The organism is Serratia sp. CoH_122_TC_1 (assembly GCF_058191755.1).
Window position 1 is genome coordinate 18,235 of sequence record NZ_JBXWLA010000014.1, and the last position, 21,587, is coordinate 39,821.

Sequence of the window (21,587 nt, forward strand, 5' to 3'; positions counted from 1 at the left end):
CGGGAGTAAATGCGAACGCTGCTTTTTCTTTTCCCCGTATTCTATTCGCCCATATTCAGCTAACCTGTTGCTGTGAATTGATATTGGCATCCGCCTGCCTCCCGCCGCATCGCGGGAGAACCAAGGAGAGAGTATGAGCAGTCAGCAATCCGGCACCGGCCTCACCCCCACTCAGGCGATCGAACAACTGGAAGCGCTGTATGACGCCTCGGTTGAAGCACTGCGCCAGGCAGTGGGGGATTTTATCAATCACGGCGGGTTACCCGACGCGCAGACCCGCGCCGCAGGGTTGTTTGTTTACCCCGAACTGCGTGTCAGTTGGGATGGGCAAAAGTCTGGCCAGAGCAAAACCCGCGCCTTCGGCCGCTTCACCCATTCCGGCTGCTACACCACCACCATTACCCGCCCGCAGCTGTTTCGCCATTATCTGACCGAGCAATTGACGATGCTGGCGGGTGAGTACGATGCGCATATTGAAGTGCGGCCCTCACAGCAGGAAATTCCTTTCCCTTACGTGATTGACGGTTCCAACCTGATGTTGGATCGTTCGATGAGTGCCAGCCTGGCGCAGCATTTCCCGACAACCGAGTTGGCGCAAATAGGCGATGAAACCGCCGACGGCCTGTTTCACGCCACCAGCACCTTCCCGCTGTCGCATTTTGATGCCTTACGCGCCGATTTCTCGCTGGCGCGGTTACGCCATTACACCGGCACCCCGGTAGAGCATTTTCAGCCCTTCGTGCTGTTCACCAACTACACCCGCTACGTGGACGAGTTTGTCCGCTGGGCCTGCGCCGAAATAGCCGATCCGGCCAGCCCTTATATTGCGCTGTCCAGTGCCGGCGGCATCTACATCACGCCGGAAACGACCGCGCCAGATCAGGCCGTTTCCGACTTGGCCTGGAAAAACCACCAGATGCCGGCCTACCATCTGATCTCACGTACCGGTCAGGGCATCACGCTGATCAACATCGGTGTCGGTCCGTCCAACGCAAAAACCATCTGCGACCACCTGGCGGTACTGCGACCAAGCGCCTGGTTGATGATCGGCCACTGCGGCGGCCTGCGTGAAAGTCAGTCGATCGGTGACTACGTATTGGCTCATGCTTATCTGCGCGATGATCATGTGCTGGATTCCGTGTTACCGCCGGATATCCCTATCCCCAGCATTGCCGAAGTGCAACGTGCCCTGTACGACGCCACAAAAATGGTCAGCGGCATGCCGGGTGAAGAAGTTAAACAGCGTCTGCGTACCGGCACCGTAGTGACCACCGACGATCGCAATTGGGAATTGCGCTATTCTGCTTCGGCGCTGCGCTTTAACCTCAGCCGTGCGGTCGCCGTCGACATGGAAAGTGCCACCATTGCCGCTCAGGGCTACCGTTTCCGGGTGCCCTACGGCACGCTGCTGTGCGTATCGGACAAGCCGCTGCACGGCGAAATCAAGCTTCCGGGCCAAGCCAACCGCTTTTATGAAGGGGCAATTTCAGAACACCTGCAAATCGGTATTTGCGCCATTGATTTGCTCCGTGCCGAAGGCGATCGTCTGCACTCCCGTAAACTGCGGACCTTTAACGAGCCGCCGTTCCGTTAACTGACAGGCGATGAAAAGCCCGCTTTTGCGCAATGCCGATCGGTTAAGCCTGGTCGGCATTTTTTTCGGCTTCTGCAGGCTCAGTGCAGGTAGCATTGCCCTAAATATCCTGCCTTTCTCTGCCACCGCAATGAATGGCAATTGGAGGAGCCGAAGGCGCGGCCCCGGCAGCCGGTGATGCGGTGTGATGAAGTGAGAGCCGTTGGCGTAGCCAACCGTCTGAGTGGGCAAGAGCGCGGGTTGCAAGGGGCCGCGTTTACGGCCCCTTGCTCGGTCGGGGCGCATGAGCTTCATAGTACATCTGACGTTTATCGACCGAAATAGCCTTGAGCGCTCTCAAAAACACCGTAAGTAATCCGCATTACGCAGAATGCGGATCTTTAACTTTTCATCCGCAGATCGTTGATGTCTACGCCTCATATCTGTTACAACAGCGGCTCCCATTCCCCAGTCGTTACCACTCATATGATTGTCAGACCTCAGCAACACTGGTTCAGACGGCTTTTCGTCTGGCACGGTTCGGTGCTCTCCAAAATTCTGTTTCGTCTCAGCCTTAACATTGCCATGTCGATCGTTGCCGTGCTGTGTTTTCAATGGTACGAACATCTGGGCGTCAAACTCACGCTGGCCCCCTTCAGTCTTTTGGGCGTGGCGATCGCCATCTTCCTCGGTTTTCGCAACAGCGTCAGCTATGCGAGATTCACCGAGGCAAGGCTGTTATGGGGCAGCTTGTTGATCGTACAGCGCTCGCTGTTACGCCAGATTAAAAGCCTGTTGCCTCAGCAAGATGAGGCTGCGCGTGAATTTGCGGCCCTGCTGATGGCGTTCAGCTACTGCCTGAAACACCAACTGCGCGGCACCGATATCAGTGCCGATCTGCAACGCCTGTTACCCAACGCTGATTTACGGCCGATTGAGACGAGCACGTCCCCCTGCAACAGGCTGCTGCTGATGATGGGCCAATGGCTGGGTGAGAAGCGGCAATCGGCACAGCTGTCTGACGTGCTGTTTCACAGTATCGATCAGAACCTCAATCGACTGTCCGAGATCCTCGGTGGTTGTGAACGCATTGCCAATACGCCGATCCCCTTCGCCTACAGCCTGATCGTTCACCGGACGGTGTACCTGTTCTGTACGCTGTTGCCTTTCGCACTGGTACCGGATCTGCATTACATGACGCCATTGGTGTCGGTATTCATTTCCTATACCTTCATCTCACTCGATTCCCTGGCAGAAGAACTGGAAGATCCGTTCGGCACCGCCGCCAACGATCTGCCACTTAATGCCATGTGCAACGCCATTGAGATCAACCTGCGCGAGATGAACGACGAGACCGATTTACCGCCAGCGGCACGGCCGGACAGCCATTATCAACTCAGCTAGTTGGCGACAATGTCAGGGGCGGTGAAAACCGCACCTGAAACGGCACGCTCACCATCGGGGCCGGTCCTGATTTACTGCACCAACGCCAGCACGCGTTTTTCCTGACTGCGGCTGGCGGCGATTGACAGCAAAATATCCTTCACCACCAACGCGGGCGCCGACAGCGACTGCTGGCCGGAAATACACAACGACAAGGGTACGCTTAGCGAGGCGGCATTGATGCGTGCCATCCACGCCTTCGCGGGGCCAATCATTGCGCGCGCAACCGACTCCGGCAAAATGGTGGCACCGAGACCGCTGGCGATAGCCGCGCTCAGGGTATCGGAGGATTCAATTTCACCAATCACGTTGGCAGCCAGCTTGCGCACCGCCATGGCTTCATCCACCTGGTTTCGCACCACATCCCCTTCGCGTGGCAGGAACAAATTCAGTCGTGCGACGTCCAGCAGATCAACACTGTTGCCGGGATTGGGGACCGCCCGCGTCGCCACCAGATAGAGATCTTCCCGTATCAATGCCGTGGCCTGCAGGCCCGCAGGCATTTTAGTGCCGTAAATGACCGCCATATCCAGATTCTGGTTGGCGACCTGCCCGGCCAACGTCGAACCGATATTCTCGTTCAGGCTGAGCAAAATACCCGGGTGCTGATCGCGTACCGCCTGTAACAACGGCAACGCCAGTTGAGACGCCAAGCTACCCGGTGCCAACCCAACGGAAACATGACCGCTCATGGCCTGCCCGGCACTGTTGACCGCACTTTGCGCCTGTTCGCACTGACGCAAAATGGTCTGGGCATGCGCATAAAGAATGTTGCCGGCCTCGGTCGGCATCACGCCACGTTTGGTACGGATCAGCAGTTGCTGTTTCAGCTCCCCTTCCAACGTGGCCAATTGTTGGCTGAGCGCTGGCTGAGCAATATGCAGCACCTCTGCCGCCTGAGTCAGGCTGCCGATATCGACGATTTTCACGAAATACTTCAGACGTCTGAAATTCATATTGCCTCCGTCATACCCCTTAACTGCGAATGAGAAGAACTGCAGCAAAATCCGGGCCAGGCCGACACAATAAGAGGATGCATGAACTAATCGACGGAAAAATAAGAAAAAATGATGCTACCGTCGATAAAATCGCCACATTACGCGGCAGGAAAAAACAAACGCGTGCACCAAGATAAGGCATAACAGGGGGGCCAAAGGGGCATCCCTGGATCATCGCACAGCCGTGCACCAATAAAAGCGATAAAAAGCAGCAAGTTGAATAATCTTGCAGCAAACGAAACGGCAAGGCGTTTTCAGGCTTTACAAGCCCGAGCCACCCCGCTATTATTCGCCCCGTTCACACGATTCCTCTGTAGTTCAGTCGGTAGAACGGCGGACTGTTAATCCGTATGTCACTGGTTCGAGTCCAGTCAGAGGAGCCATATTAGAGACGCCCGCTTAAGGAAACTTAAGCGGGCGTTTTGCTATGCGTAATATCCGATCGTCGGCAAAAGGCGATCGTCATTCGTCAGCAGACTGAAAAATAGACGCAGCAATTGCCAAGGATCCCGCGCTTTTCACGCTGATGTCGATTAGCGCAATCCAGGGTAAACCCGCGCGCTCCCATTATCGGGTGGTTGAGCGCTTTTGTCATGAATGGGAAGACGGGACGTTACTGCCATTGACGCGGGTACAGCTCACCCCGGAAACCGGTCGTACTCATCAACTCCGCATCCACTGCCAGCAGTTGGGTCACCCTATTTTAGGTTGTGACCTGTATGGTGGCCGCCTGTTACCAGGCACCGAACAGGCGCAACGACTAATGCTGCACGCCAGTGAGCTGCATTTTATTCATCCATAGCAATGCGTGGATCAAAGCCCACAATACCAGCCCGTTCTAAACGCGTTTGACGGGAATCCGCGGACCTGGGGTGATAATGCAAAGAGTGTGCTTTTGCGCATGGCTGCGCACGCACATGCCACCGCTCCCCGCGGGGCATCTTTCAGGCCAGGGGCTTCTGCGAGGGTGTCAGCCCCACCCATCCCCCAGATCATGAATATGACTCATGTCGTAATGAAATTAACTCGCTTTCACTCATCTCATGGCTCTGGCATAAATTATACAATATTAACGTATTGACAACATAAAGACTGATGAATGAGAAAGCCGGTAACCTCGGGCTAATCAAGAAATAAATTCATTTTTCATGTCAGAACCAGGGTGCAAGATTAGGATGAATAAAGACTTCACATTTACGATTAAGAGCACTCCTTTTGATGAGAACTATAACCCTTCAGAAGGTACGCGTATTACGACCAACTTTGCTAACTTGGCCAGAGGGAAAAATCGCCAAGAGAATTTACGCAACACCTTGGTGATGATTAATAATCGTTTCAATACATTAGCGCATTGGGATAACCCCAAAGGGGATCGCTACTCGGTCGAACTTGAAATCATTTCTGTTGAGATGAATATTGCAGGCAATGGCAATACCTTCCCTGTGATTGAAATATTGAAAACAAATGTTATTGACAAGAAAAATAACGAACGCATTGAAGGCATTGTGGGGAACAATTTCTCTTCTTACGTGCGGGATTATGACTTCAGCGTATTGCTGTTAGAACATAATAATAACCAACCCCACTTTAGCATCCCAGATGATTTTGGTAGCTTGCACGGGAACATATTTAAATACTTCGTTAACTCACATGAGTACAAAGAGAACTTTAAAAAATCGCCTGTGATATGTTTAAGTGTCTCAAGCAAAGACACCTACTACCAGACGGGGAACCAGCATCCTGTATTAGGTATCGAATACCAGCAGAATGATTCATCTTTAACTGAAAAATATTTCAACAAAATGGGGTTGCAGGTTCGTTATTTCATGCCTAAAAATAGCGTAGCACCTTTGGCCTTTTACTTCTCTGGTGATTTACTGAGTGATTACACTGATATTGAGCTTATCAGCACTATCAGTACGATGGAGACTTTCCAAAAAATTTACCGACCTGAGATTTATAATAGTAATTCTGCGGCAGGGCAATATTATCAACCCAGCCTGAATCACCAGGATCATTCATTAACAAAAATTGTTTATGACCGGGAAGAACGCAGCCAGTTAGCTATTGAGCAGGGAAAATTTACTGAAGAGCACTTTATCAAACCCTACAAAAATATTCTTGAAAAATGGTCCGCTAACTGCGCGCTTTGATTAACAGAAAATAAAAGGTCATCTACTATGAAAATATTACTCCCCACGTCAACGGCTGGCAGTTTGCCTAAACCTTCCTGGCTTGCACAACCAGAGACACTTTGGTCCCCCTGGAAGTTGCAAAATGAAGAGTTAGTTGAGGGGAAACAAGATGCTCTGCGTTTATCTCTGGAAGATCAACTGCGTGCAGGCATCGACATTGTCAGTGACGGCGAGCAAACGCGCCAACACTTTGTCACTACGTTTATTGAACACCTCAGCGGCGTTGATTTTGAAAAGCGTCAGGTCGTTAAAATTCGTAATCGCTACGATGCAAGTGTGCCGACTGTCGTGGGGGCGGTGGCTCGTCAAAAACCTGTTTTTGTCGAAGATGCCAAGTTTTTACGTCAGCTCACCAAGCAGCCGATTAAATGGGCCCTGCCCGGCCCTATGACGATGATAGATACGCTTTATGACAACCACTATAAAAGCCGCGAAAAACTCGCCTGGGAATTTGCAAAAATTCTCAATCAAGAAGCAAAAGAATTAGAAGCTGCCGGCGTCGATATTATTCAGTTTGATGAGCCGGCCTTTAATGTATTTTTTGATGAGGTGAACGATTGGGGGATCGCCGCATTAGAAAGGGCCATTGAGGGACTTAAATGTGAAACAGCCGTACATATCTGCTATGGATATGGCATCAAGGCCAATACCGATTGGAAAAAGACGCTGGGCTCAGAGTGGCGGCAATATGAAGAGGCGTTCCCCAAACTGCAGACATCTAACATCGATATCATCTCGCTGGAATGTCATAACTCGCATGTCCCAATGGACCTGCTTGAACTGATTCGCGGTAAAAAGGTGATGGTTGGGGCCATTGACGTGGCAACCAATACCATAGAAACACCGGAAGAAGTCGCCAATACATTGCGCAAAGCACTCCAGTTTGTAGATGCCGACAAGCTTTATCCTTCTACCAACTGCGGCATGGCTCCCTTATCTCGTCAGGTCGCCACGGGCAAACTCAACGCCTTAAGCGCAGGAGCAGAAATCGTCCGGAGAGAGCTTTCGGCGAAATAACGTCACCCGGCGTTTACGTCCAGAGACTCCCCTTTGAGCCCACTCAGGAAAACCTGAGTGGGCTTTCGCTTTTCCACCCGCAATCGTTAGTGTTCGTTGCATCAGTCTGCGTAACACTCCGCCTTTTCGTCTTTATTCCCGAGACATGCTTGCACCACTTAGCTTCCTCACCGTTAGATTCAGTTGCTATGAAATTGACCAAGTGACTTGAATGTACGGTAAGTACCGTAAAAATTAAGGAATAAAATAGGATTCAGGGAAGTAAAAAAACTCACCGTCTCCTGATCCTTCTCCTAAGGGCTTAATGAAAGGTTACTCTGCCTCATACTGGGCTCAACTGACTGCCTGACGGGCCCAAATTCTCGGTCAGGATCGTCAACAAAGCACGGACTTTAGGTAATGCCTGACGGCTTTTGAGCCAGGCCAAATTAATCGGTAGCCCATCGGTTGCCAAATGGGGCAACACTTCAACCAAAGTGCCCTCTTCACGCTGTCGCTTCACCAGCCAGGTGGGCAATTGTGCAATACCGTGCCCGGCCAATACTGCGGTAAGCTGGCCTTCCGCATCGCCGATTGCCACCCGCCCGGGCAACACCTTTTTCTCGCTGCTATTGGGGTGTACGCCGGCAAAATGCCAAGGCGTGGGCAGACCGTTTCCCTCACCGTAAACCACGCAGCTGTGATTCTCTAAATCCTGTGCGGTTGCCGGCGCGCCACGCTTTTTCAAATAGGCTGGCGAAGCGCAGAAAATATGCCGTTGGGCGCCCAGATAGCAATGCCCCAAGGTATTTGGCCAAATATCCGCGCCACCAATACGCACGATAATGTCGATGCCTTCTCTTACAGGATCAACAAAGCGATCGGAAAAGGAGATATGCGGCATCAACAATGGGTGATCCTCGATCAGTTTAAGGATCACCGGCAACGCATGCAGACGGCCGTAGGAAGCAGGCAGATCAATACGCACCTTTCCCTGTGGTTGGGTGCTTTCGGCCTGCATTGAAAGCTCCGCCTCTTCCAGTTCGCCAAGCACACCGGTACAGGTGCGATAAAACCTCACCCCGGCATCGGTCAGTGACAATCGCCGCGTCGTGCGATGAAACAGACGAACCTGCAACCGCGCTTCTAAACGTGCAATACCTTTACTGATGGCCGAGGTGGTCAAATTCATGCGTTCAGCCGCAGCAGTAAAGCTGCCCATATCCGCCACGCAGACAAATAAGTCGATACCTTTCAGTCTTTCTGAAGAATACATAACCCGCCACATTAATGAATTTAATTCCATAAACTTGGTAATTTATAGCCTAAATAGGAATATTTTTCTCAGTAAACTCCTCTCTATCGCCAGGCATGAGGCCCATGCCTTATTCAGTCACACACAAAAGGAGTTTACTCATGAGCATAACGAAACCCAGGGTGCTGATTACCGGTGCCACCGGCCAGATAGGGGGTGATACTCTGCGCTTTCTCCAGGCGGATCCTTCCATCACGCCGATCGCTGCCGTGCGCTCCCCGCAAAAAGCGGCGCCTTTTGAGGCGCAAAACATTCGCACTGTCATTATGGATTTTGATAAAGAAGACACGCTGGCGCCCGCGCTGCAAAACATTGACCGTGTCTTTCTGGCAACCGGCTACACCGTCGATATGTTGCGCCAGAGCAAAGTGTTTCTCGATAAGGCAAAACAAGCCGGCGTACAGCATATTGTGCACCTGGGCGCCTGCGGTCGTGACGACACCACGATTGCACACTGGGCTTGGCATCAGCTGATCGAACGCTATATTGAAGCTTTGGGCTTCTCCTTTACGCATTTGCGGCCGGAGTGCTTTATGCAAAATGTGATCGGCTACGGCGGCGTTCCGGCCGTCGTCAATGGCGTCATTCAGCAATACACCGGCGATGCCCCCTTCAGTTGGGTGGATGGTGAGGACGTTGCACGGGCAGCGGCCTGTTCACTGCTGCACCCTGAAGAGCACGCGGGTAAAACCTATCGTCTGGGTTATGACGCCAAGTCTTATGGCGAGATCGCGGCCATGATGACTGAAATACTTGGCCAGCCGTTCCGCTATGAAGCACTTGACCCCCGGATTTTCCTGGAAAATATGCGGCAGTCCGGTGCCGAAATGGCCTATATGAACTGCGTGGGCGACAACCTGCGGCGCATTGCCGAACGCGATATTCCCGGTGTCGAAGAGACTTTCGACAACTTCCCGGCGATAGCCGGCAGAGAACCGGTTCGTTGGCCTGAATTTATCCGCAAACACCGGGCCGCTTTCACCTATTAGCCCCTTTTCGGCTGGCCCGTTCGGAAAACCGGGCGGGCCTTGCCACGTTCAAAAACTTCGTCTCGCCACCAGAAAAGCGCCAATGACCAACAACACGCCGCCCAAAAGCGCTGGCAAATTTTCGCGCAACGCGGCAGGCCCGGCTTTGTAGATATCCACCATCAACCCTGCGACCAGTTGGCTGGCAACCAATACGGCAATGGTGGTCGCCGCCCCCAGCTTCTGGTAGCCCAGGATGCCGGAGAAAACAAAAAATGATCCCAGTAAACCGGGCAACAGCATCCAAACCCTGAGCGCGCCAGTCACCTCCGCTAACGCGCTCACGCCATTTTTGGCGAACAATAGCCCCATCAATAGCAACAGGCCGACGCTAGAGTTGATGACCAGCGTAATCAACACCGTCGACACGCTTTCAGTAATGCGCACCATTAACAGGTTCTGGATAACCAAACTGATCCCGGCAGCCACCAGCAGCAATAGCATGATATTCATAGCGATCCTGGATTTACGGCGCGATTAGCGGGCCGGCGGCGCGTTGCTGTCATCGAGCTTTAACTGTAAGAAGGTCAAATCCAGCCATTTGCCGAACTTGGCGCCGACTTCGCTCATCCGTCCGACCATCTCGAAGCCCAGATTGAGGTGCAACTGGACGGACGCCTGGTTACCGGATTCAATACCCGCCACCATGACATGCTTGCCAATCACCCGCGCATGCTCAATCAGTGCGATCAACAACGTTTTGCCTACTCCGCCGCCACGGCAATCTTTGCGGACATAAACCGAGTGCTCGACAGTGTGACGGTAACCGTCCCAAGCCCGCCAGTCGCCGAATGAGGCATAACCCATCACCTCGCCCGCCTCATTAATCGCGACCAACACCGGATAGCCCGCGGCCTGCCGTTCCGCCATCCATGCCTCACGGTTCGCCGCGTCGACGCTACGTTCATTCCAGATTGCCGTGGTATTGAGCACGGCGTCGTTATAGATAGCGGCAATGCCTGCACTATCGGTTATAGTCGCGTTACGTATAAGCATGTTGACCTCTTGGTTGACCGTCTACTATCATACTACGATATGAATAATAAATTAGACAACCTAAATCAACGCATCGGCGCGCGGATCCGCATCGAACGTGAAGCACGCCATTGGTCGCTGTCCGATCTGGCCGAGAGGGCCGGCGTTTCGCGCGCCATGGTGCACAAAATTGAACGTGGCGACAGCAGCCCTACCGCGATGTTGCTCGGGCGGCTTTCCGGCGCGTTCGGTTTGAGCATGTCCAAATTGATTGCCCGGGCGGAAACGCAGGAAGGCCGGATGATGCGCCAGCAGGACCAGCCGATTTGGGTCGATCCTGACAGCGGCTACATCCGTCGCCACGTGTCGCCACAGTCTGATATGCCGCTCGATCTGGTACGCATCGAATTGCCTGCGGGCGCAGAGATCCCCATGCCGGCCTCGGCCTACGCGTTTATGCGGCAATTGCTTTGGGTGTTGTCAGGTACGTTGGTGTTTCAGGAAGGTGAAATTCGCCATGAGATGGCTGAAGGTGATTGCCTTGAACTTGGCCCGCCCACCGACTGTGTGTTCAAAAATGAGAGCGCTGAAACCTGCATTTACCTGGTGGTGGTGATGAACAAGGCCTGAGCCCGTCAGGCCTTAGGCGTGTTGCGCTTAGCTTTGCGGATCCCGGTTATACCCTGCGCAGAAAAACTTTTCGGCCAGGCGATTGGCACCGCCCGAGAAGAACTCGCTCATCAGTTCCCCGTTGAGATCGTAGGCCCGGCAAAGTAACCCGGCCTCGAACGCCGCCTGATTTTCGTCCCCCAAGCTTTCTGCCAAATGGTGGGCATATCCCAACACGAAACCCCGTTTGTAGTCACAGCAGAACCGGGATAGTTGGCCAGGTGGGCTGGCGTCTTGCGCTTTCAAACCGGCCATCAGCCCCTTGCCAAAGTGATTGTTCATGCCCCTCCCTTTTCTCTTCACTTTCGATATATAAAATATTATATAACGATGATTGTGGTCATGAACATACTCACAAAGTTTTACTCATCGTCTTACGGCATAAAAAAGCCCGCAGAAGGCGATCTTGCGGGCCGATGAGTTTCTGACAGAATGTTTACAGGGTAAAGTTCAGCCCTTCCACCACGGTCTGCTCGAGTGGCAAGCGCCCTGAAGGGATCTCTTTTTGCTGCAGAAACTCAGGCAGACGGGATTTGTCCCCCGCTTTACCGATAGCCACGATGCCATGCACCTGATAGTTATCCGGCAGATTGAGTGCAGCCTTGATTTTATCGTGATGGATGCCCCCCATGCAGTGGGTCAACCAGCTTTTCAAATGCGCCTGTAGCGCCAGATTGGCCCATGCGGCACCGGCATCGAAGGCGTGGCTTGGGTTGTTCACTTCTTTTTCACCGTTCAGACTGGTGGTTTTGGAGATGATCACCACCAGCGCTGAAGCGTGTTGCGCCCAACCGCGGTTGAATTCAACCAGGAAATCCAGGTAGGTGTCCCAACTGGCCGAACCGTGCTTGCTGTAGGCAAAGCGCCATGGCTGAACGTTATACGCTGAAGGCGACCAGCGCGCCGCTTCAAAGAAGCTCAGCAGGGTTGCATCGTCGATAGGATCATTCGCCAGCGCGCGCGGCGACCAGCGTTCAATAAACTGCGCATCAATCGGGTGATCGGAAATTCTTGGCTGGCTCATGGACATCTCTCTCATGGGTAGGGAATAGCAACGTTATCTGATATTCCCACGACTCACGCCAGCAAAACTTTTATTTTGTGCTATCGCGCAGCGCAGGAGTTCCTGTTGCAGCCCATCCAGGCATGCCCTCCAGGGCGGGTGTCGTTCCCGGCCCGCAAGTTTGGCAACGTTGATGCGGTAAAGGGGCAGCCCGCTGCCCCTTTATTAAGGTTGCGCAAGTATATGTAGCAATATATTGCCGCCCATTGGCCCGTCAGGATAAACATCATATGATGTGCCCGTCAGGCCGGTACGCCAATCAACTCAAAGTGAAATAAGATGTCAAAACAATGGAAAATAACGGCGGCCAACGCCTTTTTGCAGGTCTACACCCGGTTTGGTGGCAACCTTAAAGATAAAGCCGGTTTTCATCCTGACCTGACGTTTAATCGCATTGTTATTTTCTCTACCACCGCACTTGGCGATCTCATGTTTAATACGCCCGCTATTCGCGCCGTGCGTGAACGTTACCCGGCGGCACGCCTCACCCTTATTTCAAGCCATAAAAACAAACAGCTGGTCGCGACAAGCCAATACTTTGATGATGTTATTTATTGGGATCATAAAGCAAAAGACATCCTCAGTATTATTCACCAACTGCGCAAACATAAGCCTGAACTGGCGATCATCCTCCACTCCAAATCGCCTTACGATGTCATTGCCGCCATTACTGCCGGTTGCCAATATGTCTTCAAAGACGCTTACGGCAACAAAGCCACCGGCATGGAACCCTGGTTGAGCGGAGTCAGCCGTAGCACTGGCGGGCATTTAATTCAGCGCAAGTTGGATCTGGTGGCGCAATTGGGTTGCCGTACAGACAATACCGAGATGTTTATCCCCGTTGAGTTTCCAGCGGTGAATAAAACCGCCGGTAACACCCTGATTGGTTTCCAAATGGGGGCTTCCGAGACGTTGCGCTGCTGGCCCGTCGAGCGCTATACCCAACTGGCAAAGCTGCTGTTGGCGCACTCGCCACACAACCAGATTGAGTTAATTGGCACCCCGAAAGAGCTCGCTATCGAAAAGGCATTTATGGCCGGCCTGACTGCCTCAGAGCAACAACGCGTGGTCAGCCATATGGGCAAAACGACCCTGCCGCAGCTGCTGGGGGTGATGTCAAACCTGCAAGTTCTGGTCACCGGCGATACCGGCCCCTTGCATCTGGCCATTGCCCTCAAAACCCCCACCGTCAGCCTGTTTGTCACGGCCAATCCGCAGCATACCGGCCCCTATCAAAATAGCGCGTTGCACCAGGTCATGTACGTCCCTACAGATAGGGTACAGCTCAGTGCCGCCCAACGCCGCCAGCCGCTTAGCATCATCACAGAGCAGCAGGTCTTTGACAAAGTGACGAACGCGTTACAACTCGGTTGATCGGCTGTCCGGTGGAACAGGCTGGGCAAACACCGTGGCCAGCGGGAACCAAAACAGGTACCAAAACTCGGCCGGATTGGCGATGACAAACATGCCCTGTGAGCAATAGAAAATCAGCATGAAGAAATACAATGTGGCTTCCAGGCGTCGCCCGGCGTTGAGATGACGGACAGCAAGCCCCGCACCAAACACCAATAATCCTGCAAACAAGCCAAACCCGACTAACCCACCCTTGAGTAATGCCCCCAGGTACAGGCTATGTGTGGTATGAATAAACTCGCCGGTGTAATTGGTGAAGGTCAGTTCTTTATCAAACCCATAGCCAAAAAAGAGCGCCTGCGCTATCAGCAACCCGCTGTGTCGCCAAATACTCATCCGTACAAAACTCTGCTGATACAATTCACCAAAACGCGTAATCAGCAACTCGCCAATCGGTGAAAACACAACCGCGCCAATGGCAAGTATCAGCACCGCCACAATGGAAACAGCCGTTTTTTTATTCAGCGCCAGGTAGGATGTGGTTAATGCCAGCGAGGACAATAGCGCGATTAAAGGCCCACGACTTTGCGTTAAGACCATAAAAGCAAAGAGCACCGGGATCGACAGCAGCACCTTTTTTTGTTGGGTATCACGAAATACCACTAGGCTTAAAATAATCCCCAACGCGGCATAACCGGCAAGGTCTATCACATTGCGCGGGCCGGGATTGGCGTCTGACGTTTCTCTTAGGGCATAAATTGCCCGGTAATCAACCCAGGTCAGGTAAAGACATAGCACAGTGATGCCAGCGATCACGCAGCACAGCAAAAGAGTACGCTGAGGGCTCTCCAACACGGTGACCAACAGAGCAAGATAAATCAGAATATAAACGCTGTGCGTCAAGGTGGAGACCATATTACCCGGTGTGCCCCCCCAGAGATTGCTGGCCGAGTAATAGGTGAGAAAACATGCGGCCAACACGATCCCCACGACGGCCGATCGTCTTTTATGCCAGGCTTGCCGAAACGCTGTCCTGGTGCACAGCGTAAACAGGAAGAAAAATGCCGCGATATGGAATAAATTATTAACCCGGGTAAAACCGCAGAAAATCGCGCTGAAAAAAGAGAAGGCCAGAAAAGCGTAAACAGAGATCAATGCCGTGACATCAGTTCTTCTTGAAAAAATCATTGCAATCAACCTTTTCAAAAATACTGGTGTCAATGGCACTGCTCAAAGAAAAATTTCTTATAACAATATTTTTTATTTTCATGCTTTCTCCGGCATGGCTAAAAGCCGGGATAATCAAATCATCAACCTTCTCTGGTAAAAAGGTTGGCAATTGGTTTTCGGGGGTTTCATAAAAGCGTGGCAAATGGAAATTGTTCATATCCAGCCCTGCAATAAAGAGCTGTTTAAAGCCCAAAAAGGCAATTATCTGAAAGGCCCAATACACCACGGTCCCGGCATCGAAAATACCATGCCGAATGTCATGGCTAAATGCGATGGATTTACATGCAGGCGAGAAATCAACGCTCGGATCGTGGCGATAATGTTCCCACAGCGCCAACGGATTGATTTTCGGGTTATAAATTTTGAAGGCTGCATCCTCAACCACGGCAAACCGGCACTTCACCCCGGTCAATGTGAACCGGTCGATTATTTTCGCCACGCCGTGTACCGTCGTAAACAGGATTAAGTCAGGCTCAGTGATAATATCCTGGATAATATCCGGCCGCCGATCGATAAAGCCCATATCGACAATAACGTAAAAGCGGAAGCGGACCTGTTTGCTTAAGGAATAGGCACCATTGACGCCGATCGCCGGCATATCTGGGATGTTGCTAAAGCACATTGTTTTTACCGAAGGCCCTGTTGCGGTGAGCAATACCGGCCCCTGACAACTGTCTTTCAATGCTGACAACGTCGCTATGGGCACTGTCTGTCTTTTATACGCTAATACCGCAATTTCTCCGCTCTCTGCACGCTCAATTTTCACGTACGGCCAGAGGTTTTCATTATGCCGATAAGGCCGTGCATGAGAATAACGATATACCTGCTTAAAAAAACTTCCCATCGCGCCGTATCCCATCGAAAATGCGTCCAGCCAACATTAACTGTCTATTTTTGAATTAAATTCACTGATGGGCTGAGTATCTAAGCATTGAGGGGGATGGAGCAATTTTTTCAATTTGAATTATTCGTCATGATAATGACAAGAGATGTGTGCATTTGTTAATCAGGTTAATAATCTGTAGGGAACGGTAATTATTATTTTAATTATACCGGGGCGAATAACGTATCCCCGGTTATTTCAACGTGAGTTTTGCACTTGCTTTACCGATCGTCGAAGGGTTCTCCAAGGGTCAGCATCAGCCGATTCGCCCAGGCAAAGAAGGCCGTTGACTGCACCAGATCCAGCAAAGACACCTCATCCAACCCCAGCCCGCGCAGTTGCGCCAGATGAACGGCATTAGCCTGTGGCGGCGTGGCGGACAACGCCGCGGCAAAGTCTATTTGCACGCGCCACGACGCCCCTTGCCCTTCACTCAATACCTCTCCCGGAGCGACGTCCAGCAAACGCTGCACCTCATCCGTCTGCTTAGACAATTGCGCTGCCTTGCGAGCATGTACCGACGCGCAATAGATACAGCCATTGACCTTGCTCGCAACCGTCGCCGCGAGTTCACGATCTTTACGATCCAGCCCGCCCGAGGTGTAGAAAATCGCGCGGTCCGCCAGCGTCCGCTGTTCCAACACCGGATGATTGCGGGCCAACAGACGGAAATATTCTGAATCGCTATGCCCAAAGCGCGTCAACAGCGCCTGGCCTGATGCGTCAAATTCTGCCAGTGGTTTAGCGGCGATCCAAGGCTCCCACCCCAGTTCCTGCCGAGTAAACGCCGGCGGCGCATGGCGACCACTCAGCGTGGCCGATTCGGTGCGCCAACGGCCTGCTCTGACTGGCGCACCCACACTGTCCTCTTCTACCGGCTTACCGCCAAGCAACCTATACCCCGTCAGCAGCCGGCTTTGGAAGCTGACGAACGCGATCAGTTGCGACAGGGTGACGATAGCGTCCAGCGTCCAACCCGCCTGTTGTAGCCCCTGCAGATGCTGCGCGTCGGCGCTGGCGGGTTTAAACGCCAGCCGCTCGGCATGATCCAGGGCGGCCTGCAAATACGGCCCCTCCTTTGCACCATCCCGTTGTTGCAGCAACGCCGCATAATGCGCGGAGAGTCGCTTGTCTGCATGCCATTCGCTGATACGCTGCGCGATGTGCAACCGCTGCGCTACGGAAAAGCCCCCCGCGTCTGCGGGGAAAAACAGCGCCAGGTAACTGGCCTGAATCGCGTCTGTTGCCGCCTGCCGTGTTGCTCTTGCCTGTGCCAGCGCAGAACCGGGCGTAATCTCTGCCAACACGGCCAGCAGATCGTCGTTGTTCCATGTTGCAGTCATACCTTTTCCTCAGCGTGATGTTCATAGGAGACCGTCGCGGGTGTGCGGCGTTGCCAACCCAGTTCAGGGGCGACATGGCGAGCGATCAGTTCAATCGAGCGCAAAATATGGGCGTGCGGCGGATCGATGGAATGTACCTGAAACGCCAGGTCCGTCACCCGCGCCAGCGCGCTGTCTTTCTGCAACGAAGCAATGACCTGATCCGGACTGCCAAGATGCACGTCAAAGGCACGGATCAGCCCATCAAGCGACTCATCGGACGGTCGATGGCCGCTGGCACGCAGGCGTTCAAGCCCACGGCCCAGCCCCTGCGCGGCCAGATCGCGCGCCAGCTGGCCATTGTCAGTGACCAATGCGGTGCGCGATCCCATGATGCGCGGCGCGATGCCCGCCGGTAACGCTGCCAGATAGGCGTCAATAATCGGGTTCTGCAATTCGTCTAACGGCAAGTCGGGGGTATCCGCCGGGCGCGGTTGCGTGCGCGATAGCATCAGACCGTCACCGGCCCGTCCGGCGCGTTCGCCCCCCTCCACCGAAAACGTGGCCTGCCAGACCCGTTCCGCCAACTGCGGTGCAGCCGGATACAGGCGGTTGTCCCCGCCCCCCAAGTCCTCTCCTCGCCAGGCGCGCAATAGCGTGTTGAAATTATCCGCAAATACCGCGTGGCGCTGCGTGGCATCGAAACCAAAGGCACTGAACGAAGAAGGCGTACCGCCGGCCGCAATGCCAACTTCCAGCCTGCCGTCGGACAGGAGATCCAGCACCGCGGTGTCCTCTGCCACTCGAATGGCGGACTCCATCGGCAGCGTGATCACCCCCGTTCCCAGCCGAATATCGCGGGTACGCGCCGCTACCTGCGCCAGAAATACCAACGGGGAAGGCAAGCCCCCCTCATCCTCATGAAAATGGTGTTGTGCCACCCAGGCGCTATCAAACCCGGCCCGTTCGGCATGCACGATTTGTTCGGTCGCGAGCCGATAGCGCTGCTGCGCACTGCCTTGATCCAGTAACCGTGTAAAAAAACCGAGTCTTTTACTGCTCATAGACTGCATCCTCAACCTTAGGCGGTTCGGCATAAAACTGCCGACCGGGAATGGCCTCAATCAACTGCCGGGTGTAATCACTGCCCGGCATGGCGAACAGATCGCCGGTCGCACCGTTGTCCACCTGAACACCGCGGTGCAGGACCGAAACGCTGTGTGAGATCTGCCGCACCGTGGCCAGATCGTGTGAGATAAACAAATAGGTCAGCCCCAACTCCTGCTGCAGATCCTGCAACAGCCGCAAGATTTGCGCCTGTACCCGGACATCCAATGCCGACGTCGCCTCATCCAGCACCAGCACGCGGGGTTGCAACACCAGCGCCCGGGCGATAGCCACCCGCTGTCGTTGACCGCCGGAGAGTTCACGGGGTTTACGACTCAGCAATTCATTCGGTAGCGCAACCCGTTCAAACAAATCCCGCACCCGGCGATAACGCTCTGCTTTGCTCAGTGGTTCAAAGTTCAGCAGCGGTTCTTCAATCACCTGATACAGGGTTTGCGATGGATCGAGCGAGCCGAATGGATTCTGATACACCAGTTGAATACGGCGGCGGAACTGCCGCAACGCTTCGCCTTTCAACTGGGTGAAATCGACGCCATCGATCATAATTTGCCCGGAATCCGGCCTTTGAAAACCGAGTAAACAACGTGCCAGCGTGGTCTTGCCTGACCCGGATTCCCCCACTAAGGCATGCGTGGTGCCGCGCGGTACGCTGAAGGACACCTGATCCAACGCAGGGTGCGTTTTGCGACCAGTGCCATCCAGGCGGAAATGTTTCACTAGCCCATTGACCTGGATCGCCAGTTCTTGCGAGACATGGCCAGGTGGCGGCGCGGCGCGGGCCAACGACGGTACGTCGGTAAACAGCTGGCGGGTATAATCACAAGCAGGTGCACGCAGCACCTCGGCGGTCGCCCCTTGCTCCTGTACCCGGCCATGACGAAACACCAGCAGCCGATCGGCACGCTCCGCCGCCACAGCCAGATCGTGGGTCACCAACAACACCGCCGTACCACATTCCTGACGTAACTCATCAATCAGATCGAGAATGCGTTTTTGCACCGTCACATCCAGTGCACTGGTTGGCTCATCGGCAATAATCAACGCCGGCTGCAAAGCAATGGCAATCGCAATGAGAACGCGTTGTTTCATGCCACCGGAAAGTTCGTGCGGGTACTGACGAGCGCGTAATTCAGGGTGCGTCAACCCTACTCGGGTCAACAATGCCACCACCCGCTGCTGGACGTGTTTGCGTGGCAACCGACAATGAATGTTGAGGATCTCCGCCACCTGTTCGCCAACGGTTTTCACCGGGTTGAGTGAGCTGGACGGATCCTGCGGGATCAAACTGATTTGCGCGCCGCGCACAGCGTCCAAACGCCGTGGCGACCAGTTGCTGATATCGGTACCGTTGAGACGGATGGCCCCCTGCTCCAGACGACCATTTTCTGTCAGCAAACCCATGATCGCCTGCGCGGTGGTCGTTTTTCCCGACCCTGACTCGCCCACCAGCGCCACCACTTCTCCCGGTTGAATGGAGAACGATACCTGATGAACCACAGGCTGGCTGCCGTAGGCTATCGATACCTGATCCAATTCCAACACCGGCACAACCGACGATCGCTGTAATGCAGTCTGAAGGCTCATGCTTGGGGTCTCCCTAATGCGCGATTGATGCGGTTGGCTGCCAACACCACCGCTACCACCGCCAGCCCCGGGAAGGCCGTCAGCCACCAGGCGGTCGAAATGTAGTTGCGCCCTTCGGCGATCAAAAGCCCCCATTCCGGCGTTGGCGGCGGGGTGCCGTAGCCCAGGAAGCTCAGCGTGGCGATCGCCAGAATGGCGCTGCCAAATTGCAGCGCCGAGAAAGCGATAACCGAGGTCAGTGAGTTCGGCAAGATATGCCGCCACAGCACGGCCCAAAAGCTGCCGCCACTGCCATAGGCCGCCTCAACGTAATCGCTGTGACGTACCCGCACCACTTCTGCGCGTGCCAGCCGAGCAAAGTTGGCGACAGACGTGATCCCGACGGCAATTGCCGCGTTAACCGTGCCAAACCCCAACAAAATAATAATGCTCAGCGACAGCAGCAGACCGGGGATCGACAGCAACACATCGATGAAGCGCATCACGGCCTCATCGGCGATCCCCCCTAGCGCACCGGCAATCAACCCAAGCGATGTACCCAGCAACAAGCCCAGAGCGACCGCCACCAGCGCGGCGGACAGCGTCTGCGAAGCGCCGTAGACAATGCGTGCGTACAGATCGCGCCCCAGTTGATCGGTACCCAGCCAGTGCGCGCCTCCCGGCGCCAACCGTTGAGCACCGGCAATGCCTTCGGTACCGCTGTACGCGGTAAATAACTGTGGAGCCAGCGCCCACAATACCGCAATGACGATCACGGCCCAGGCCAGCAGCAACGTCAACGACACACGGCGACGGCTTGGCCGGCTGGCCGGTAACGAACCTTCGCTTTCCATGCTGCCCAGATCACGCTCCGGCACGATAGCTTTCTCAAAAGAGAGACTGCTCATACGGCGGCTCCTGTGTGGGTTTTCAGGCGGGGATCCAACAGCGGGAACAGCAGATCCACCAGCAGATTAAGGGTGACGAAAGCGGCGGCCGAAATCACCACAACGGCCTGTAGCACCGCGACATCCTGATTAAGTACCGCTTGCAAGGTGAGCTGACCCAACCCGCTGCGACCAAATACGGTTTCGGTGATCAATGCCCCCGCAATCAGCTCGCCAAGCAGAATGCCCGCAATCGTCAGCGTAGGCAGCATGGCGTTGCGGGCGACATGACGCCATAGCACCCTGCTGCGGCTGGCACCTTTGGCACGGGCTACGGCGACAAACGGCTGGGTCTGCACCTGATCAATACTGCGGATCAGGATCTGTGCCAACGGCGCGGAGATCGGCACGGCCAGCGTGACAATCGGCAGAATCAGCCCTTGCCACTCACCGGGATTAATTACCGGGATCAGTTTGAGTTGGAACGAAAAAACCTGAATCAGCGCGATACCCAACCAGAAGGTGGGTACCGACACAAAGAGCGACGGCAACGACTGCAGTATCGCTCTCAGCCAGCCAAAACCGGTCAAATTGGAAAGAAAGGCAATGGCCGATGCCAGAATCAGCGCCAATGTAAACCCCAGTATCGCCAGCTGCAGCGTAGCAGGCAGGTGAGTGGCCAATAGTTCGGTGACCGGCACGCCGGCCTGGATGGAATAGCCCAGGTCACCACGCAGCACGTTGCCCAGTGCGTGTAAATACTGTTGCCACAGCGACACGTCGGCACCATAGGCGGCACGCATATCGGCGATCTGCGCAGGGCTTAAGCCCATGTCCGGGTTCTGGAATTTAATCAAAATGGCGTCGCCAGGCAGCACCTGCAGCAAGATAAACGACAGGCTAAAAGTCGCCCAGAGTACCAGCAGCGCCTGCCCAATACGCCGTGCCAAATATCGGCTCATCGTG

At 54.1% G+C, this 21,587-nt stretch carries 20 protein-coding genes, 1 tRNA gene and 1 pseudogene; 9 read left to right on the top strand and 13 right to left on the bottom strand.

The genetic code is table 11. The features are described from left to right. Nucleotides 1–133: 133 nt before the first annotated feature. Nucleotides 134–1,594, top strand: coding sequence for an AMP nucleosidase (locus AC2FC2_RS17820; RefSeq protein WP_209635881.1), 1,461 nt, complete (start codon nt 134–136; stop codon nt 1,592–1,594). 465 nt (nt 1,595–2,059) lie between these two features. Beyond that, nucleotides 2,060–2,977 (top strand): bestrophin family protein, encoded by a 918-nt coding sequence (locus AC2FC2_RS17825; RefSeq protein WP_209636133.1) that lies wholly within the window; start codon nt 2,060–2,062, stop codon nt 2,975–2,977. A 71-nt stretch (nt 2,978–3,048) separates the two neighbouring features. Here AC2FC2_RS17825 and nac read toward each other — a convergent pair whose 3' ends face one another. Continuing rightward, nucleotides 3,049–3,972: a nitrogen assimilation transcriptional regulator NAC gene (gene nac / locus AC2FC2_RS17830; protein WP_209635883.1), complete on the bottom strand. Its 924-nt coding sequence runs from the start codon at nt 3,970–3,972 to the stop codon at nt 3,049–3,051. Nucleotides 3,973–4,321: 349 nt separating this feature from the next. On the opposite strand from nac, the gene AC2FC2_RS17835 reads away from it, so the two are divergent. From AC2FC2_RS17835 to AC2FC2_RS17850, 4 genes and pseudogenes are all read left to right on the top strand, one after another. Beyond that, nucleotides 4,322–4,397 (top strand) — tRNA-Asn (locus AC2FC2_RS17835). A gap of 101 nt (nt 4,398–4,498) precedes the next feature. Further along, nucleotides 4,499–4,856, top strand: a pseudogene (locus tag AC2FC2_RS17840) (pseudouridine synthase); the annotation flags it as partial. A gap of 333 nt (nt 4,857–5,189) precedes the next feature. Beyond that, nucleotides 5,190–6,167: a DUF1852 domain-containing protein gene (locus AC2FC2_RS17845; RefSeq protein WP_490659648.1), complete on the top strand. Its 978-nt coding sequence runs from the start codon at nt 5,190–5,192 to the stop codon at nt 6,165–6,167. A gap of 27 nt (nt 6,168–6,194) precedes the next feature. Further along, nucleotides 6,195–7,226 carry a methionine synthase gene (locus AC2FC2_RS17850; RefSeq protein ID WP_404759297.1) on the top strand — a complete coding sequence of 344 codons (1,032 nt, stop codon included), beginning with the start codon at nt 6,195–6,197 and terminating at the stop codon, nt 7,224–7,226. Nucleotides 7,227–7,548: 322 nt separating this feature from the next. On the opposite strand, the gene AC2FC2_RS17855 is transcribed toward AC2FC2_RS17850, so the two are convergent. Further along, nucleotides 7,549–8,481: a LysR family transcriptional regulator gene (locus AC2FC2_RS17855; RefSeq protein WP_265554114.1), complete on the bottom strand. Its 933-nt coding sequence runs from the start codon at nt 8,479–8,481 to the stop codon at nt 7,549–7,551. Between the two features lie 140 nt (nt 8,482–8,621). Here AC2FC2_RS17855 and AC2FC2_RS17860 point away from each other — a divergent pair, with 140 nt between their 5' ends. Next, complete coding sequence (locus AC2FC2_RS17860) at nt 8,622–9,509, top strand: SDR family oxidoreductase (RefSeq protein ID WP_245209868.1); 888 nt, start codon at nt 8,622–8,624, stop codon at nt 9,507–9,509. A gap of 48 nt (nt 9,510–9,557) precedes the next feature. Here AC2FC2_RS17860 and AC2FC2_RS17865 read toward each other — a convergent pair whose 3' ends face one another. Both AC2FC2_RS17865 and AC2FC2_RS17870 read right to left on the bottom strand, forming a co-directional pair. Next, entirely contained in the window at nt 9,558–10,007 is a 450-nt protein-coding gene (locus tag AC2FC2_RS17865) for a DMT family transporter (protein WP_490659700.1), read from the bottom strand. 18 nt (nt 10,008–10,025) lie between these two features. Continuing rightward, nucleotides 10,026–10,544, bottom strand: coding sequence for a GNAT family N-acetyltransferase (locus tag AC2FC2_RS17870; protein ID WP_209635896.1), 519 nt, complete (start codon nt 10,542–10,544; stop codon nt 10,026–10,028). Nucleotides 10,545–10,583: 39 nt separating this feature from the next. Between AC2FC2_RS17870 and AC2FC2_RS17875 the strand changes: the two genes are divergently transcribed. Next, nucleotides 10,584–11,153 carry a helix-turn-helix domain-containing protein gene (locus AC2FC2_RS17875; RefSeq protein WP_209635898.1) on the top strand — a complete coding sequence of 190 codons (570 nt, stop codon included), beginning with the start codon at nt 10,584–10,586 and terminating at the stop codon, nt 11,151–11,153. 27 nt (nt 11,154–11,180) lie between these two features. Here AC2FC2_RS17875 and AC2FC2_RS17880 read toward each other — a convergent pair whose 3' ends face one another. Together AC2FC2_RS17880 and AC2FC2_RS17885 are read right to left on the bottom strand one after the other, a co-directional pair. Next, the gene (locus tag AC2FC2_RS17880) at nt 11,181–11,474 is read right to left on the bottom strand and encodes a DUF2623 family protein (RefSeq protein WP_209635900.1); all 294 of its coding nucleotides are present in this window, start codon (nt 11,472–11,474) and stop codon (nt 11,181–11,183) included. Nucleotides 11,475–11,628: 154 nt separating this feature from the next. Beyond that, nucleotides 11,629–12,216 (bottom strand): nitroreductase family protein, encoded by a 588-nt coding sequence (locus AC2FC2_RS17885; RefSeq protein WP_490659649.1) that lies wholly within the window; start codon nt 12,214–12,216, stop codon nt 11,629–11,631. A gap of 318 nt (nt 12,217–12,534) precedes the next feature. Between AC2FC2_RS17885 and AC2FC2_RS17890 the strand changes: the two genes are divergently transcribed. Continuing rightward, nucleotides 12,535–13,629 carry a glycosyltransferase family 9 protein gene (locus AC2FC2_RS17890; RefSeq protein WP_490659650.1) on the top strand — a complete coding sequence of 365 codons (1,095 nt, stop codon included), beginning with the start codon at nt 12,535–12,537 and terminating at the stop codon, nt 13,627–13,629. Here AC2FC2_RS17890 and AC2FC2_RS17895 read toward each other — a convergent pair. From AC2FC2_RS17895 to AC2FC2_RS17925, 7 genes are all read right to left on the bottom strand, one after another. Next, nucleotides 13,615–14,796, bottom strand: coding sequence for an O-antigen ligase family protein (locus AC2FC2_RS17895; protein ID WP_490659651.1), 1,182 nt, complete (start codon nt 14,794–14,796; stop codon nt 13,615–13,617). The two genes, AC2FC2_RS17890 and AC2FC2_RS17895, sit on opposite strands and share 15 nt — an antisense overlap. Beyond that, nucleotides 14,774–15,682, bottom strand: coding sequence for a sugar glycosyltransferase (locus tag AC2FC2_RS17900; RefSeq protein ID WP_265554198.1), 909 nt, complete (start codon nt 15,680–15,682; stop codon nt 14,774–14,776). Before AC2FC2_RS17900 ends, AC2FC2_RS17895 begins: the two co-directional genes overlap by 23 nt. A 260-nt stretch (nt 15,683–15,942) precedes the next feature. Beyond that, nucleotides 15,943–17,064 (bottom strand): alkylhydroperoxidase domain protein, encoded by a 1,122-nt coding sequence (locus tag AC2FC2_RS17905; RefSeq protein ID WP_490659652.1) that lies wholly within the window; start codon nt 17,062–17,064, stop codon nt 15,943–15,945. Next, nucleotides 17,061–18,107, bottom strand: coding sequence for a putative FMN-dependent luciferase-like monooxygenase (locus AC2FC2_RS17910; protein ID WP_209635911.1), 1,047 nt, complete (start codon nt 18,105–18,107; stop codon nt 17,061–17,063). Before AC2FC2_RS17910 ends, AC2FC2_RS17905 begins: the two co-directional genes overlap by 4 nt. After that, nucleotides 18,097–19,755, bottom strand: coding sequence for a dipeptide ABC transporter ATP-binding protein (locus AC2FC2_RS17915; RefSeq protein WP_490659653.1), 1,659 nt, complete (start codon nt 19,753–19,755; stop codon nt 18,097–18,099). Before AC2FC2_RS17915 ends, AC2FC2_RS17910 begins: the two co-directional genes overlap by 11 nt. Next, nucleotides 19,752–20,642: an ABC transporter permease gene (locus AC2FC2_RS17920; protein ID WP_404759289.1), complete on the bottom strand. Its 891-nt coding sequence runs from the start codon at nt 20,640–20,642 to the stop codon at nt 19,752–19,754. Before AC2FC2_RS17920 ends, AC2FC2_RS17915 begins: the two co-directional genes overlap by 4 nt. Then, nucleotides 20,639–21,583, bottom strand: coding sequence for an ABC transporter permease (locus tag AC2FC2_RS17925; protein ID WP_209635917.1), 945 nt, complete (start codon nt 21,581–21,583; stop codon nt 20,639–20,641). The genes AC2FC2_RS17920 and AC2FC2_RS17925 overlap by 4 nt, the downstream gene beginning before the upstream one ends. Nucleotides 21,584–21,587: the final 4 nt, after the last annotated feature.

What these genes read in the sequence shown, in the direction of transcription:
- AC2FC2_RS17820 (WP_209635881.1), top strand. Translation starts at nt 134, where the DNA reads ATGAGCAGTCAGCAATCCGGCACCGGCCTCACCCCCACTCAGGCGATC.
- AC2FC2_RS17825 (WP_209636133.1), top strand. Translation starts at nt 2,060, where the DNA reads ATGATTGTCAGACCTCAGCAACACTGGTTCAGACGGCTTTTCGTCTGG.
- nac (WP_209635883.1), bottom strand. Translation starts at nt 3,972, where the DNA reads ATGAATTTCAGACGTCTGAAGTATTTCGTGAAAATCGTCGATATCGGC.
- AC2FC2_RS17845 (WP_490659648.1), top strand. Translation starts at nt 5,190, where the DNA reads ATGAATAAAGACTTCACATTTACGATTAAGAGCACTCCTTTTGATGAG.
- AC2FC2_RS17850 (WP_404759297.1), top strand. Translation starts at nt 6,195, where the DNA reads ATGAAAATATTACTCCCCACGTCAACGGCTGGCAGTTTGCCTAAACCT.
- AC2FC2_RS17855 (WP_265554114.1), bottom strand. Translation starts at nt 8,481, where the DNA reads ATGTATTCTTCAGAAAGACTGAAAGGTATCGACTTATTTGTCTGCGTG.
- AC2FC2_RS17860 (WP_245209868.1), top strand. Translation starts at nt 8,622, where the DNA reads ATGAGCATAACGAAACCCAGGGTGCTGATTACCGGTGCCACCGGCCAG.
- AC2FC2_RS17870 (WP_209635896.1), bottom strand. Translation starts at nt 10,544, where the DNA reads ATGCTTATACGTAACGCGACTATAACCGATAGTGCAGGCATTGCCGCT.
- AC2FC2_RS17875 (WP_209635898.1), top strand. Translation starts at nt 10,584, where the DNA reads ATGAATAATAAATTAGACAACCTAAATCAACGCATCGGCGCGCGGATC.
- AC2FC2_RS17880 (WP_209635900.1), bottom strand. Translation starts at nt 11,474, where the DNA reads ATGAACAATCACTTTGGCAAGGGGCTGATGGCCGGTTTGAAAGCGCAA.
- AC2FC2_RS17885 (WP_490659649.1), bottom strand. Translation starts at nt 12,216, where the DNA reads ATGAGCCAGCCAAGAATTTCCGATCACCCGATTGATGCGCAGTTTATT.
- AC2FC2_RS17890 (WP_490659650.1), top strand. Translation starts at nt 12,535, where the DNA reads ATGTCAAAACAATGGAAAATAACGGCGGCCAACGCCTTTTTGCAGGTC.
- AC2FC2_RS17895 (WP_490659651.1), bottom strand. Translation starts at nt 14,796, where the DNA reads ATGATTTTTTCAAGAAGAACTGATGTCACGGCATTGATCTCTGTTTAC.
- AC2FC2_RS17900 (WP_265554198.1), bottom strand. Translation starts at nt 15,682, where the DNA reads ATGGGAAGTTTTTTTAAGCAGGTATATCGTTATTCTCATGCACGGCCT.
- AC2FC2_RS17905 (WP_490659652.1), bottom strand. Translation starts at nt 17,064, where the DNA reads ATGACTGCAACATGGAACAACGACGATCTGCTGGCCGTGTTGGCAGAG.
- AC2FC2_RS17910 (WP_209635911.1), bottom strand. Translation starts at nt 18,107, where the DNA reads ATGAGCAGTAAAAGACTCGGTTTTTTTACACGGTTACTGGATCAAGGC.
- AC2FC2_RS17915 (WP_490659653.1), bottom strand. Translation starts at nt 19,755, where the DNA reads ATGAGCCTTCAGACTGCATTACAGCGATCGTCGGTTGTGCCGGTGTTG.
- AC2FC2_RS17920 (WP_404759289.1), bottom strand. Translation starts at nt 20,642, where the DNA reads ATGAGCAGTCTCTCTTTTGAGAAAGCTATCGTGCCGGAGCGTGATCTG.
- AC2FC2_RS17925 (WP_209635917.1), bottom strand. Translation starts at nt 21,583, where the DNA reads ATGAGCCGATATTTGGCACGGCGTATTGGGCAGGCGCTGCTGGTACTC.